This window comes from Streptomyces sp. NPDC005195, assembly GCF_040608315.1.
Classification (GTDB): domain Bacteria; phylum Actinomycetota; class Actinomycetes; order Streptomycetales; family Streptomycetaceae; genus Streptomyces; species Streptomyces kaempferi.
Genome location: NZ_JBEXHZ010000018.1, coordinates 100,897 through 115,019 on the forward strand (window position 1 = coordinate 100,897; position 14,123 = coordinate 115,019).

Annotated in this window: 14 protein-coding genes and 1 pseudogene; 5 read left to right on the forward strand and 10 right to left on the reverse strand. The window is 71.3% G+C overall.

Features of this window, described 5'->3' with window-relative positions; genetic code table 11:
* Window positions 1–242 precede the first annotated feature (242 nt).
* From ABZV34_RS20350 to ABZV34_RS20365, 4 genes are all read right to left on the reverse strand, one after another.
* Entirely contained in the window at window positions 243–638 is a 396-nt protein-coding gene (locus ABZV34_RS20350; RefSeq protein WP_356278212.1) for a DUF742 domain-containing protein, read from the reverse strand.
* The gene (locus ABZV34_RS20355; RefSeq protein WP_356278215.1) at window positions 635–1,096 is read right to left on the reverse strand and encodes a roadblock/LC7 domain-containing protein; all 462 of its coding nucleotides are present in this window, start codon (window positions 1,094–1,096) and stop codon (window positions 635–637) included. Before ABZV34_RS20355 ends, ABZV34_RS20350 begins: the two co-directional genes overlap by 4 nt.
* Complete coding sequence (locus ABZV34_RS20360; RefSeq protein WP_356278218.1) at window positions 1,093–3,654, reverse strand: nitrate- and nitrite sensing domain-containing protein; 2,562 nt, start codon at window positions 3,652–3,654, stop codon at window positions 1,093–1,095. The genes ABZV34_RS20355 and ABZV34_RS20360 overlap by 4 nt, the downstream gene beginning before the upstream one ends.
* 281 nt (window positions 3,655–3,935) lie before the next feature.
* Window positions 3,936–4,709, reverse strand: a complete 774-nt coding sequence (locus tag ABZV34_RS20365) for an MHYT domain-containing protein (protein ID WP_356278221.1) — start codon at window positions 4,707–4,709, stop codon at window positions 3,936–3,938.
* A 152-nt stretch (window positions 4,710–4,861) separates the two neighbouring features.
* Here ABZV34_RS20365 and ABZV34_RS20370 point away from each other — a divergent pair, with 152 nt between their 5' ends.
* Window positions 4,862–5,461 carry a methyltransferase domain-containing protein gene (locus ABZV34_RS20370; RefSeq protein WP_356278223.1) on the forward strand — a complete coding sequence of 200 codons (600 nt, stop codon included), beginning with the start codon at window positions 4,862–4,864 and terminating at the stop codon, window positions 5,459–5,461.
* 4 nt (window positions 5,462–5,465) lie between these two features.
* Here the strand turns inward: ABZV34_RS20370 and ABZV34_RS20375 are convergent, their stop codons facing one another.
* A complete protein-coding gene (locus ABZV34_RS20375) occupies window positions 5,466–5,654 on the reverse strand; it encodes a hypothetical protein (RefSeq protein WP_356278321.1) in 189 nt (62 codons plus the stop codon).
* Window positions 5,655–5,699: 45 nt separating this feature from the next.
* Between ABZV34_RS20375 and ABZV34_RS20380 the strand changes: the two are divergent.
* Window positions 5,700–5,985 (forward strand): annotated as a pseudogene (locus ABZV34_RS20380) (PadR family transcriptional regulator); the annotation flags it as partial.
* Here the strand turns inward: ABZV34_RS20380 and ABZV34_RS20385 are convergent.
* Entirely contained in the window at window positions 5,962–6,852 is an 891-nt protein-coding gene (locus ABZV34_RS20385) for an oxygenase MpaB family protein (protein WP_356278226.1), read from the reverse strand. The pseudogene ABZV34_RS20380 and the gene ABZV34_RS20385 overlap by 24 nt on opposite strands.
* Window positions 6,853–6,949: 97 nt before the next feature.
* On the opposite strand from ABZV34_RS20385, the gene ABZV34_RS20390 reads away from it, so the two are divergent.
* Window positions 6,950–7,264, forward strand: coding sequence for a hypothetical protein (locus ABZV34_RS20390; RefSeq protein WP_356278229.1), 315 nt, complete (start codon window positions 6,950–6,952; stop codon window positions 7,262–7,264).
* A 134-nt stretch (window positions 7,265–7,398) separates the two neighbouring features.
* A complete protein-coding gene (locus ABZV34_RS20395) occupies window positions 7,399–8,259 on the forward strand; it encodes a hypothetical protein (RefSeq protein ID WP_356278232.1) in 861 nt (286 codons plus the stop codon).
* Between the two features lie 144 nt (window positions 8,260–8,403).
* Here ABZV34_RS20395 and ABZV34_RS20400 read toward each other — a convergent pair whose 3' ends face one another.
* The 4 genes from ABZV34_RS20400 to xylA form a co-directional block, all read right to left on the reverse strand.
* Entirely contained in the window at window positions 8,404–8,586 is a 183-nt protein-coding gene (locus tag ABZV34_RS20400; RefSeq protein ID WP_356278235.1) for a hypothetical protein, read from the reverse strand.
* A gap of 146 nt (window positions 8,587–8,732) precedes the next feature.
* Complete coding sequence (locus ABZV34_RS20405) at window positions 8,733–9,788, reverse strand: acyl-CoA desaturase (protein WP_356278237.1); 1,056 nt, start codon at window positions 9,786–9,788, stop codon at window positions 8,733–8,735.
* A 502-nt stretch (window positions 9,789–10,290) separates the two neighbouring features.
* A complete protein-coding gene (locus ABZV34_RS20410) occupies window positions 10,291–10,908 on the reverse strand; it encodes a hypothetical protein (RefSeq protein ID WP_356278240.1) in 618 nt (205 codons plus the stop codon).
* Window positions 10,909–11,327: 419 nt separating this feature from the next.
* Window positions 11,328–12,494, reverse strand: coding sequence for a xylose isomerase (gene xylA / locus ABZV34_RS20415; protein ID WP_356278243.1), 1,167 nt, complete (start codon window positions 12,492–12,494; stop codon window positions 11,328–11,330).
* Between the two features lie 162 nt (window positions 12,495–12,656).
* Between xylA and xylB the strand changes: the two genes are divergently transcribed.
* The gene (gene xylB / locus ABZV34_RS20420) at window positions 12,657–14,102 is read left to right on the forward strand and encodes a xylulokinase (protein ID WP_356278245.1); all 1,446 of its coding nucleotides are present in this window, start codon (window positions 12,657–12,659) and stop codon (window positions 14,100–14,102) included.
* Window positions 14,103–14,123: the final 21 nt, after the last annotated feature.

The following is a 14,123-nucleotide window of genomic DNA, read 5'->3' on the forward strand; positions in this document are numbered from 1 at the left end:
CCCTCGGGAGTGCCGACCGAGGTCGGCGTGGCCCGTCCGTACGCTCTGTGGTGGGACCCAGGTGCACGGCGGGCGCTTCGGTGCGTTCGGTACATGTCTGCGGGTGCGCGAAGTCAGCATCATGGCAACTGCGCCTTCCTCGCGAGGGAACGGACCGCTAATGGACCGTTGCGACCGTCTCGCGGCTGTTCGGCGTCCGGAAGTGGGCGAAGACGGGTACGCGTCGGGCCGACAACGTTCATCTAGAGCGCCCTCAGCCCTTCGATCACCTCGTGAAGGATCCGTTCGTCGGGCAGCTGTGCGGGCGGTACCGGGCGGCTGACCGTGACGCGGCCGCGTTCCAGAAGGTCGCCCAGCAGAACTCTGACCACGCCCACCGGCAGGTCGGTGTCCGCGGCGAGTTCGGCCACCGACTGGGTCTCGACGCGGCACAGGTCGATGAGGTGCCGGTGCTCCGGCCCGAGCAGCGAGTCGTCGTCGGCCCCGGGCGCGGTCGTGTCGAGCGTGACCAGGGCGATCAGGTCGAAGCGGACCCCGGCGGGGCCGGGTTGGGTGCGGCCGCCCGTCATCGCGTACGGGCGGACGAGGGGCCCGGCCTCGTTGTCGTACCACTGGCTGCCCACCACGTCCTCGCTCATCCGTATCGGCCTTCCTCGGCCGATCCGGCGGCGGGCGGTTGCGCGGCGGCGCGCGGAGGCGCGTGGAGATGCTCGCCGACGCGCTTGACCAGCCGTGCCATCTCGTAGGCCACCAGGCCGATGTCGGCCGTCGCGGCGGTGAGAACGGAGAGACACGATCCATCGCCCGCCGCCGCCACGAGCAGAAAGCCGTCGTCCATCTCGACCAGTGTCTGGCGTACGCCTCCGGCACCGAAATGACGGCCCGCGCCTTTCGCCAGGCTGTGGAAGCCGGAGGCGACGGCGGCCAGGTGTTCGGCGTCCGCGCGTGCGAGGCCGGTGGAGGCGCCGACCGCCAGCCCGTCGTTCGACAGCACCACCACGTGCCGTACTTCGGCCACGCGCAGCACCAGGTCGTCCAGCAGCCAGTCGAGTTCGCCGGATCTCTGGGCAGCCCGCAGGCTCGGGTCCTGAATCACGCGGGGTCTCCTTCGCCGCTGTCGCCACCCGCATCGGGGGCTGTGGTGCCGCCGTGACCGGATGTCCGGCCGCTACCGCGCGCCCAGCCGTCGCGATAGGCGGTCATTCGGTCCCGTACGAGTTCGGGAGTGCGGCTGTCCCCGCTCCTGGGGCCGGGGACATATACCGGCTCCTCGGGGCGCTGTTCGCGCAGTTGGGGTGCGAGGTGGGCCTGCCGTACGCGTGTGGGGAGGCCGTCGTCACCGTCGGAGGGTTCCGGGGGACGGTGCAGCCGCAAGGTGGTGACTCCCGGTGGTGGTTTTTCGGATGAGGTCTTTCCCGGGGCTTCGTCGGCGGCCTGCACGGGAGCCACCAGGACGGGCCGCTCGGCGGCCGCCTGGACCTGGACGGCCTCCCTTTCGGGGGCGGCCGGCACGCGCGCGTACTCGCGTTCCGCGGGCCCTTCGGTGTCCGCCCCGCGAGGGGGTCGTTCCGCCGGACCTGACTGCAGCAGCGCCGTGGGGAGCAGGACGACCGCGGTGGTGCCTCCGTAGGGCGAGGTCCGCAGATGCACCTTGATGTCGTGCCGGGCGGCGAGCCTGCTGACCACGAAGAGACCGAGCCGGTCACTGTCGGACAGGTCGAGCGTCTCAGTCTCCTCGATGCGCCGATTGGCCTCGTCGAGCGTCTCCTTGCCCATCCCGAGCCCCCGGTCCTCGACCTCCAGTGCGAAGCCGTTGCCGACCGGCTCACCGGTGATCCGGACATGGGTGTGCGGCGGTGAGAACTGCGCGGCGTTCTCGACGACTTCCGCCAGGAGGTGCGTGAGGTCCGCGACAGCGGCGCCGATGACGGACGTCTCCGGGAACTGCCGTACCTCCACGCGCGCGTAGTCCTCGACCTCGGACACGGCGGCACGGACCACGTTCGTCAGTGAGACCGGCATGCGCCAGGCCCGGCCGGGAGCCGCCCCCGAGAGGATGATGAGGTTCTCGGCGTGGCGCCGCATACGGGTGGTGAGGTGGTCGAGCCTGAAGAGGTCGGCCAGTTCGTCCGGATCCTCGGACCGGCGCTCCATGCTGTCCAGCAGGCTGAGTTGGCGATGCACCAGGACCTGGCTGCGCCGGGCGAGATTGACGAAGACTCCGGAGATTCCGCTCGCGAGTTCCGCGCGTTCGACCGCGGCGCGCAGGGCGGCCCGGTGGACGGTGCTCAGGGCCTCCGCGACCTGACCGGTCTCGTCCTCGGAGGGCGGCCCGGACGGGGCCTCGGCCCGCACGTCGATCTCCTCCCCCGCACGCAGTTTGCGCATGGCGTCGGGGAGTTTGCGCCGGGCGATCTCAAGTGCCCTGTTGCGCAATGCCACCAGTTCGACGACCAGTCCGCGGCCGATGCGCACGGAGATGACGAGTGACGCGGCGACGGCGGCGAGACCGAACAGGACGGCGGCGCCGGCGGGCGTTCGCAGACCGCGGGTCAGCGGGTAGTCCCGGCCCTCGGCACCTCGGCCCGCGTGAGCCTCGATCGTGCGCATGCCGTCACGCACGCGCGCGTGAGGCGCGTTCCAGTCGGCTTCCGGCGCGGCGGCCAGGGCGGTGGCGCCCGGGCGGGACGCGAGCGCCCTGTCCTCGACGGCGCCCATGTCGGTGTACGCGCTTCCGCCCATGAGGTCGTGCCAGGAGGCTTGTTCAGCCCCTCGCAGATCCGCGACGGACGCGTCGGTCAGCGCACGACGGGTGGCGACGGCTCCGGCGAACAGCCGCAGTCGTTCACCCTCCAGGGTGCCCGCGAGCCGCGCGCCGGCCAGCACCGTGTCCTCTTGTGCGAGCGCCTCCCTTGCGCGGGAGAACTCGAGGAGCACGCGCGCCTCGGATCCCGGACCCGGGTCCTGGACGCTGGTGAGCGCGCCGGTCACCGAGAAGGCGGTCGAAATGACCTCGGTGTACTGCCCGTAGGCCTCGTCCCACCCGGTACGGCGCTCACGTACGGCGCTGCGCAGCGTTCGCAGGTCCTCCGCCGCGGTGACGAAGAAATCGAGGCGTCCGGCCACCCCGGCAGGCAGGTCGGCGCCGTCGGCGACGGTGTTGCGGTCGCCGAGCCGCAGTTTCGCCACCGCGCGGTCGGTGCGTTCCGCGAACGTCCTGAGGTCGCTCTGCCGCTCTGACCCCGGATCGGTCGCGTAGCGGACGGTGGCCGTCCGCTCGGCCTGCAACGCGGTGACGGCGTTGTCGATCGGGACACGGATCATGGAGTCCACGCGTTGCAGCTGTCGCAGTCGCGCGACGTCCTGAGCCGTGGTCACCGTGGCATACGCCCACAGCGCGAACAGGGAGACGACCGGCACCATCAGCAGGCAGACGATCTTGGCCCGTACGGTGCGGGGGCGCGGGTTCCAACGACCCGCGCGACGCGGGATCGCCCCGGGGCGCGGGTTCTCCTCGGCTCCCGTCCCGTCGGCGCCCTCGTCTAGGCCGCCATGCTCCTCGGCGGGCGGGCCGGCGTGGGCACGACGGCCGCGCGTCGGAGCCTGGGACGGCGGCTCGGCGCCGGGTGCGGGGGTTGTACGGGGTGTACGCATGGCCTCCTCACTCAATGATTCGGGGGTTATCCGGGCGGGTCGGCCAGGCGCCGAGCCGCGGCTGGTGCCGCGGCAGGCGACGTTCGCTCTTCGAGGAGCGGCGTCCGGTGCGTGCTCCGGGACCCCCGGCCGGAGGCTGGGGGAGCGCCGGCCGGAGATCCTCGTACTGGACGTACTCGGGCTTTCGGCCGGTGCGGCGAGCGGGGGCACCTCCCACGCCCTTGAGGCGGTGGGGGCACGTGCCGGGCGTCGCGACGGGCCGAACGTTGCCTGCCGCGGCACTAGCGGGCGGCGCTCTCGACCGGCCGCTGGGCCGCCGCGGACGCCTCGCGCTCGCGGGCCGATGGTGACAGGGCGACGAACGCCGAGGTCAGGAAGAGATAGGACCCGAGGCCGACGGCGAGGGGGAAGACGAACTGCATCACCGTGGCCCCGGGAAGAGCCTCACCGGAAGGGCTGACGCGGACGCTCACCGCCAGCATTCCGGTGTAGTGCATGCTGCTCACGGCGCCTCCCATGACGAGTGAGGCCCCGCCGACGGCGACAGGTGACTTGATGTTGAGCCCCGCCCACAGGGCCACGGTCGCCGCGACCACGGCGATCACCACCGAGAGTCCGACGAGCATCGGGTCGTAGCGCACGGAGCCGTGCAGTCGCAGCGCGGCCATGCCGAGGTAGTGCATGCTCGCGACGCCGAGCCCTGTGGTGAGTCCGCCGAGGGCGAGCGCGCGTCCCCGGTCACGGCCGTAGCCGACGGCGAAGACGCCCGCGCCCACGACGACCAGGGCCACGAGCAGGCTCAGGATGGTCAGCGGGACGTCGTAGCGGATCTCCGTGCCGCTGACGCCGAACCCGAGCATCGCGACGAAGTGCATCGTCCAGATGCCGGTGGCGATCGCCGAGGCCGCCGCGAGGAGCCAGTTGCGGCGCGCACGGCCGGTCGTGGCGAGCGCGCGGACGGTGCAGCGCAGCCCGAGAGCGGCGCCGGTACAGGCCATCGCGTACGACAGCACGGGGGTCAGCCAGCCGAAGGCGGCGTGGTCCAGGTGTCCCATGGCTCACGGACGCTAGTCCGGCCAGGGGCGCAAAAAGGGGGCGCATTTCGAAAGGTGTTGCAATATGACGCAGAAAGTCAGGCGAGCGATCGCGTCACGCTCGAACGTGTGCGCAGCGTCGCCTTTCGTGTCGGTGCGGGATCATGCGGAACATGAGCCACGACCACACACACGTCCGGGAGTTCTTCTCACCACGCGCCGCCGACTGGGACGCCAGATTTCCCGACGACGGGCCCGCCTACGCGGCGGCGGCGGCCGAACTCGGCCTGCGCGAGGGCGACCGGGTACTCGACGCGGGCTGCGGCACCGGGCGGGCCCTGCCGCCGCTGCGAGCGGCCGTGGGGCCGTCCGGAGTGGTCATCGGGGCCGATCTGACCCCGGCGATGCTGACGGCCGCCGTAGGGGCCGGGCGGGACCGCGAGGGGCAGCTGCTGCTCACCGATGTCGCCGCGCTGCCGCTGCGCACCGGGGCGCTCGACGCCGTGTTCGGCGCGGGCCTCATCGCCCATCTGCCGAACCCTCGGGCGAATCTGCGGGAGTTGGCGCGAGTGGTCCGTCCCGGTGGCACGCTCGCGCTGTTCCATCCCATCGGCCGGGCGGCTCTCGCGGCCCGGCAGGGCCGCCGGATCACGCCGGACGATCTGCGAGCGGAGGCGAACCTGCGTCCTCTGCTGGCAGGTTCCGGATGGGACATGACGTCGTACGTCGACGAGGACGAGCGCTTCCTGGCGCTCGCCGTGCACCGGAGCTGAGACCTCACACCGTCGCGGCGATCCCGGCCACGAAGGCGTCGGGGATGTCGAGCATGATGGTGTGCCCCGCCCGGGGGACGCTCACCACGCTCACACCGGCGGCCTCCAACCCTTTTCTGTCGCCCGGTTCGCCGCTCAGTTCCCCTTGGAGGCGGACACGGGCCACCGTCGACCGCTCCAGCAGGTCGCGCATGGTGGGCGTGGTGCCCCGCGCGAGCGTCGTAGTATCCCGCGATCACTGGAGATGGCGGGCATGCCGTCGCGGACGACGGAGCCGGGCGCCGTGGCCGCCCCCCCGGCAGGTCCTGACACTCACCGAGGACGGCAAACGCACACTGCACCGCAGGCTCACCTTCCTGGAAGAGCCGGCGAGCTTCCTCTCCGAAGGCGACCGGCCGCTGCGTGCCGAGGAACTGGACGACCCCTACGGACGCGGCGTCCTCACCATCGCCCGGGCCACGGGTGTGGCCGAACTGTCCTGGCTGCGGACCACGGTCGCCTCACTCGACGCGCGTGACGGGTGAGGCGGGACAGCCGCGCACACCTGGCACCGGACACGTCCCCAGTTCGGCGACGCGGTAGCCGTTCGGGTAACCCTTGATCTCCCGGTTCTGCCGTGCGTAGTGCGGGGCCCGGCGGGGCGGCAGCAGCCGGACCAGACGGCCGCGCGCCCGGACCGCACCGCGCACCAGCACGCGGGTGGCGGCACCCGGCGGCTCGTACCGGAACGCCCGCAGCAGCGGTTCGTCGAGCAGCGCCATCGTCGAGGCACGGAGCAGGGGCGCCAAGGGGCGCGGGTACCAGGAGGCCATCAGGTCGAGGGTCGCGTCGGAGACGCGACGCGCGCCCTCGTTCCACCCGAAATGGGCCTCTTCGTAAGCGTCGAGGCATGCCTCGAACTCCTCGTACGTCTCCGGAATGTCCTCGATGCCCATGTACCGCCCCAGAGTGCCGTAGTGGACGGCGGACGCGACGATCTCGTGCCGTGACATCCTGCGCCACCCGTAGGCGTCGATCCACCGTTTGGGCACGACCACGAAGGTGCAGAGCACGTACCGCATGTCCGCGTTGCCGATGTCGTAGCTGCGGTGCATCTGGTTGATGCGCCGGATCGCGGTGCGCCCCTCCTCGGAGCCGAAGCCGTGCTCGACGACGGTGTCCAGAAGCAGCGCTGTGTCGTCGTACCGCTTCTGTGTGCGGTCGGTGAGTTCCGCGGTCTCGGCGAGCAGCCGGCCGATGCCGGGGACGGCGTACGTGCGGTAGAGGGCCAGCTCCAGGGCGCGGGCGAGGTCCCAGGGGAACTCATAGACGGAACTGAGCCGGTAGATCTCCGACGCCTCTTCGCGCGGGTCCATCCGCCGAATCCGCTCGAGTCGTTCGTAGCGCTTCACCGAGCCGTCCCCCTTCTGCCGCCGAGGCTTCAACTCTACGTTGAGTAGCAGCACCGGAACGGTCAGCGATGACGAGCCCGCAGGGGAAGGCGGTCCGATGTCCGGCATGTTCGCCAGATACCGCAGGTTGTGGGGCCCCAGGACGGCCGAGGGAACCGGGGGCCGACGGCCTGCGAGGCAGCGCCCCGAGAAGCGTGCGCACAACCTGTTCGAGGCCGCCGCCGCGTACGTGTCGGCGTGTGCGGAGGACGACCAGGAGCGGATCGACGAAGCCGCGACCTGGGTGTCGCCCGAGGCACTCTCGTTCGGGGTGAACGAACTGGCCTGCCGCGCCGTCATCGCCCTGGCCCGCGAGCGTGACGAGTCACCCCGTACCGTGGCGCGGACGCTGCTCGGTCTTCCAACCGGCTGAAAGCCAGGGGCGTGACGGTCGTTTCGCCCCTGTCCAGCCGGATAACTGCAGCTCCGCGTGGGCTTCGGGCCCGTGACAAGCACCTTCCGGTCGCACTAAGGTGCGCCGACAAACGTAGCGATGGGGAGGTTGGGATGGCCGGGACGGACGATGACGCCGTCGCCACCGGGGACGACGACGCGCTGTATGTGCTGACGGCGGTGCTGCTGACGCCCGCGAAGTTCCCGAGCGTGCTGGGGGACGACTACCCGGAGGCCTGTGCGGCGCTGGATCTGGCTCCCCTGTCCGACGGGTACGGGATCGTGCTCGGTCAGGACGGCGACGGCGCGCGGTGGACGGTCGTCATCGACGATGTCTCGTTGGTCGCCGTCGCCATCGCGTCCTGGGACTGCGGCATGGAGCACGAGCTCTCCCCCGACGAGCGGACGGTCGTCTGCGCGCTGCCCGGATGGCCCCTCGCGGTCGCTGTCGCGGCGCCCGGGGTTCCCGCCCCGCACGACCCCGCGCCCGAACTCGCGGAGCGGGCGCCGCTCAGCCCTCCGGACACCACCGGCTGGGGACCGGCGCAACGACGTCTCGGCGCCGACGAGATCGCCCTGCAGTGGGCGACCTGGCGGGAGCAGGTCGACGACGACGAGTTCGTCACGGCGGAGAGCAAGACTGAGGCGGCGGACAAGGCTCAGGAAGAGAACCCGCCTCAGGACAAGTCGTCGAGCGACGGCAGGAACCGCAGCGGTATCCGCCGGGTGCTCGCGGAGGCGCGGTCGTACGTGGACACGCCACCGCCACCCGGCCGTGTGCGCTCGTCGTTCGCCACCGGCGATGCCCGGACCCTGCGGGCCGACGGCCCGGGCTGGTCGATGGTCGCCCGGACCGACGACATCGCGTTCGTCCTCCTGGACGACGAACCCGGTGAGGTCCTGCCCGTCGGACGCGGTCCCGAACTGCCCGGTCTTCTGGAAGCCCTCGACAAGATGGCCGTTCGCCCCAGCTGAGCACCGCGCCGCCCGACCACCGCGAACGGTGCGTGCCGCCGCCCGCGGGCCGTACGGCCGCCGGGTCCGCCTCCGGCGGCGTGACCGTCTCCCGCTACGCCGGGCGGGGTCGCGCCGGGCCGGGCCGCACCGGCCCGGCCGCGCTCAGCGTCCGATCTCCTTGCGGGTGATGCGGCGCAGCCGGCGCCGCTGTGAGGGGTCCAGCGTCAGGTACGCGGCCGCGGGAACTCCCACCACAATCAGGAAGGAAGCCCACCAGGGCAGCCAGATCAGCAGGATGAGGCCGACCGCCACACCCCCTGCGGCGATCTTCGCGTTCTTCGACATATGTCGCCTCCTTCGCGGCTACTGCCGCTCTCTGTCCTGAAAACGGGTCCGCGCCGTCCGCGGTTCCAGTGCGCGACCCGGAGACATCCCTGAGTCGCTCCCTTACTCGCCCCTGAGTCCTTCCGCCGCCCCGAGTCCTTCCGCGACTACTCGGCCCTGAGCGGCTCACCGACCTCGTACATGTGACGCAGGGCCTGCCGGTAGGAGTCGACGAGCCCCGTTTCCGCATAGGGGATACCCAGTTCCCGACAGTGTGCGCGTACCAGTGGCTGGGCGCGCCTCAGATGGGGCCGGGGCATGCTCGGGAACAAGTGATGCTCGATCTGGTAATTGAGGCCGCCGAGGAACCAGTCAGTCAGGACAGCGCCGCGAATGTTGCGCGAGGTGAGCACCTGGCGTTGCAGATGGCCCCAGCGTTCACCGTCCGGGTCGGGCATCTCCATGCCCTTGTGGTTCGGCGCGAAGGCCATGCCCAGGTGCAGGCCGAACAGCGCCTGGTGCAGTACGGCGAAGACCAGCGCCCTGCCCATGGACATGGAGGTGAGCAGCAGCGTCGCGTACGCCGCGACGTGCGCCACCAGCAGCAGGGCCTCCACCGCCCGCTCGCGCGGCGTCTGCCTCCGCAGGTCCCGGAAGCCGTGGACCTTCAGAGCGACACCCTCCAGAAGGGTGAGCGGGAAGAAGAGCCAGGCCTGGTTGCGGGTGAGCCAGCGCCGGAAACCGACCCGCTCCTTGGCCTGCTCACCGGTGAAGACCAGGACGTCGGCGACGACGTCGGGGTCCTTGTCGATGTGGTTGGGGTTGGCGTGGTGCCGGTTGTGCTTGTCGTTCCACCAGCCATAGCTCATCCCCAGGAGCAGGTTGCCGTGGATCAGGCCGATCACGCGGCCGGTCCTCTTGCCGGCGGTGATCTGGGAGTGGCCCGCGTCGTGGCCTATGAAGGCCGTCCGGGCCGAGAACACGGCGAGCGGCGGGGCGAGGAGCGTCGTCCACCATGTGTCACCGAGCAGAACGACGCCGGTCACGATCGCGGCCAGGAAGAGCGTGTTCACGGTGATCGTGAGCGCGTACCAGCCGCGGCGCCGCTCCAGGAGACCCTGATTCCTGACGACGCGCAGAAGAGGCGCGAACCCGCTTCCGGGGGACTGCCCGACGTCTACCCCCGGAGGGTGTTCCGCGACGGCTGCGGCGGTGTCGGGCATGGTGGGGTCTCCGGTTCTCTCAGGTATGGGCTGACCTGATGAAACGTACGAATCGGGGCCCATCGGCAGCCATGGCGCCATCACCCGGATAGGTACGGAGGCTTCCCCCGCACGCACAGGGGGGCTACCTGCACCCCGGGTGCGGGGTGAGCCGTTTCAGTGCGGCGGCGTACCCGCGGCCGGTGGCATCCTGCCTCCCCTGCCCGTCCTTCCCGGACTGGCCGAACGACCCGGACGACCGCCCGTGGATCGGGTCGGGACCGCCAGGAACTGACGCTCGCAGTGCGTGCCTGGTGGTTCGGCGGAGCCGTGGCGCTGTCCGTGCTCGAGGACGAGTGGATCGTGGGGAAGGAGGCACTCGCACGCGCGCGTGCCACGCTGGCGTCCCCCTTCGCGTCGAGGCCGTGCGTCCGCGCGACTGCCTACCCGATCCAGACCTCAGGATCGCTTTCGTACGACACGCGCGCGTGAGGCGCGAACGGCGGCCACGCGTGCGTACCGGTCACACCAGTGGTGCGGTGAGCCTGTGCGTGCCGTCGCCGATGTCCGCGGCCAGACTGCAGGCAACCTTGTCGATGCCTGTCCTGTAGGTGCTGGAATCCGGGTACTGCACGAGGGTGCCGCGGACGGTGCCCGCCGGCTGCTGTGCCGCCTTGCGTTCCAGGGGTGCTGCGCAGAGGGCCGAGGCGGCCTTCTTGAGAGCGGCGTCCGTGGAGTAGGTCCCGTTGAGCTCGCTCACTTTGACGACTTCCGCGTCGTGCGGTGCGCCGCACGAGCGCTTGACGGCCTGACCGGGCCGGGCCGCGCTGCTGTCGAAACAGTCGCCTGTTCCCAACATGTAGTACGGCACTTCGTCGTTGGCCAGATGGGGGACGAGTGACTGGAGACCGCTCGGTAGATCGCTGAGCAGACCGCTCGGCAGCTCCGACGGAAACTCCGAGGGCAGCGCACTTGGCAGTTCACTGGGCAGCTCGGACGGGAGGCTCAGTGAGGGCGAAGGAGAATTCTTCGTGCCGCTACCGCTCTCGGTGGGCCCCTTCCTGTCGGGCTTGTCGCTGCCGCCGCCGGCCGAAAGGATCACGGCGACGACGGCTGCGAGGACCACGACCGCGACGAGCACCAGGAGCAGGGGGCTACGGCGCCGCCCTCCACGATGCCCTCCAGGGCCACCGGGCGGCGCGGGAGGCGGTGGCGGGGGGTGCCAGCCGCCGCCACCGTCCTGTGACGGGGGGCCGTAACCTCCCGAAGGGGAGCCATGGCCGCCGGACGAGGGCACGTAGCCTTCGGGCGGCGGACCAAATCCACCGCCTCCTGATGGCGGTGTGTTCTCCGGCGGCCGAGGGGGCTGGGGCGGTAAGGGCGGCATGGCCATACCGTCCAGAGTCACCTCGAACCGGTCACAAGGCGACCCCCGCGCGCAAGTTGATACGGACTCATGCCCTGGACCGCATGATTCCGGGGAATCCCGCGGAGATCCGCACCGGAGGGCGCGGGCCCGCAGCACCAGGGAGCGGGCCTCACGCCTCACCGACGCGTCGATCAGCCCCGTGCGCCGAGCAGGTGATCCATGGCGAGCTGGTCGAGCCGCTCGAAGGCCATGCCGCGCACGGCAGCCGCCTCCACGTCGAACTCCTCGAAGGCCGCACGGTCCTCGAGCAGCGCCTGCAGGCCGTCAGCCGCGGTGGGCTGCGTCAGTTCGTCCAGGCGCGAGGCACGCAGCGCCTCCTGGACCTCGGGGTCGGCCCGGAAGGCGGCCGACCGCTCCCGCAGGATCAGGTAGTTGCGCATGCAGCCCGCCGCGGAGTCCCACACTCCGTCGAGGTCCTCGGTGCGCGGCGGCTTGAAGTCGAAGTGCTTGGGTCCCGCGTATCCGGCGCTCTCCAAGAGGTCGACCAGCCAGAACGCGGAGCGCAGGTCGCCGGCCCCGAAGCGCAGGTCCTGGTCGTACTTGATGCCGGTCTGGCCGTTGAGGTCGATGTGGAAGAGCTTGCCCGCCCACAGTGCCTGCGCGATGCCGTGCGGGAAGTTGAGCCCGGCCATCTGCTCGTGGCCGACCTCGGGGTTCACGCCGTACATCTCCGGGCGTTCCAGCCGCTCGATGAACGCGAGCGCGTGACCGACGGTGGGCAGCAGGATGTCGCCGCGCGGCTCGTTCGGCTTCGGCTCGATCGCGAACTTGAGGTCGTAGCCCTGGGCGATCACGTACTCGCCGAGGAGGTCGAAGGCCTCCTTCATGCGGTCGAGGGCGACACGTACGTCCTTGGCGGCGCCTGACTCCGCACCTTCACGGCCACCCCAGGCGACGTACGTCTGGGCGCCCAGCTCGACCGCCAGGTCGATGTTGCGGATCGTCTTGCGCAGCGCGTAGCGGCGCACGTCCCGGTCGTTCGCGGTGAACGCGCCGTCCTTGAAGACGGGGTGCGTGAAGAGGTTGGTGGTGGCCATCGGCACCCGCATGCCGGTCGCGTCCAGGGCCTGGCGGAACCGCTTGATGTGCGACTCGCGCTCACTGTCCGAGGACCCGAAGGGGATCAGGTCGTCGTCATGGAAGGTCACACCGTAGGCACCCATGTCGGCCAGGCGCTGCACCGACTCGACCGGGTCGAGGGCGCGCCGGGTGGCGTCGCCGAACGGGTCCCTCCCCTGCCAGCCGACGGTCCACAGGCCGAAGGTGAACCTGTCCTCGGGGGTGGGCTGGTAGTTCATGCCGCGGCTCCTTGCTAGCTCCGACTATTTCGTCATGGCGGTTAACAAATTAGTATGCGAAGGCGTCCCTGGGAAGAGACGAAGTGTGAAAGCTGGGCCGCGCCGGTCCAAAAGCCCACCATCAGGACAGATCCCGCGGAGCCGCGGAAGAGGGAGAGCCCGATGTCAGCAGCCGAGGGTCCGCTCGTCGTCGGGGTGGACACATCCACCCAGTCCACCAAGGTCCTGGTCGTCGACGCATCGACCGGACGGGTGGTGGCGAGCGGGCAGGCGCCGCACACGATCTCCACCGGAGCGGGCCGCGAGAGCGATCCGCGCCAGTGGTGGGACGCGCTCCGCGCGGCGCTGCACCAGTGCGGCGACGCGGCCCACGAGGCCGCGGCGGTCTCGATCGGCGGCCAGCAGCACGGGCTCGTCACCCTGGACGCCCAGGGTGATCCGGTACGCCCGGCACTGCTGTGGAACGACGTGCGCTCGGCGCCCCAGGCCCGTCGGCTGATCGACGAGCTGGGCGGCCCGAAGACCTGGGCCGAGCGCACCGGCACCGTGCCCGGCCCCTCCATCACGGTCACGAAGTGGGCCTGGCTGGCCGAGAACGAACCGGACGCCGTCCGCGCCACCGCAGCCGTACGGCTGCCGCACGACTACCTCACCGAACGCCTCACCGGAGAGGCCACGACCGACCGTGGCGACGCCTCGGGCACGGGCTGGTGGGCCTCCGGGTCGGAGGCGTACGACGAGGAGGTCCTCGCCCACATCGGCCTCGACCCCGCCCTGCTCCCGCGCGTCGTCCGCCCGGGCGAGGTGGCGGGAACCGTGCACGCCCGCGAGGAGCTGCCCTTTTCCCGGGGCACGCTGGTCGCCACCGGCACCGGTGACAACGCGGCCGCCGCGCTCGGCCTCGGACTGCGCCCCGGCACCGCGGTGCTGAGTCTCGGCACCTCGGGCACCGTGTACGCCGTCTCGACGCGGCGCCCCGCGGATCCGACGGGTACCGTCGCGGGCTTCGCCGACGCGCGCGGCGACTGGCTTCCGCTGGCCTGCACCCTGAACTGCACCCTCGCCGTCGACCGCGTCGCGGCCCTGCTGGGGCTCGACCGGGAGGCCGTGGAACCCGGCGCGGGCGTGACCCTGCTCCCCTACCTGGACGGCGAGCGCACCCCCGACCTGCCGCACGCCTCGGGCCTGCTGCACGGGCTGCGGCACGACACGACGGGCGGACAGCTCCTCCAGGCGGCGTACGACGGGGCGGTCCACTCGCTCCTCGGCGCCCTGGACCTGGTGCTCGACGCGGACGCCGATCGTTCCGCACCGCTGCTTCTCATCGGCGGGGGTGCCCGCGGCACGGCCTGGCAGCAGACGGTACGCCGGCTGTCGGGACGTCCGGTCCAGGTGCCCGAAGCCAGGGAACTGGTCGCGCTGGGCGCCGCCGCGCAGGCCGCGGGTCTGCTCACCGGCGAGGATCCGGCCGCGGTCGCCCGGCGCTGGGGTACGGCCCACGGCCCGGTGCTCGATGCCCTGGAACGGGACGAGGAGACACTCGCGAGGATCGCCGGGGTACTCTCCGACGCGGCCCCGCTACTGGAACGGGAGTCGAACAGGAACTGACCACGCGCAGACCAGCACCAG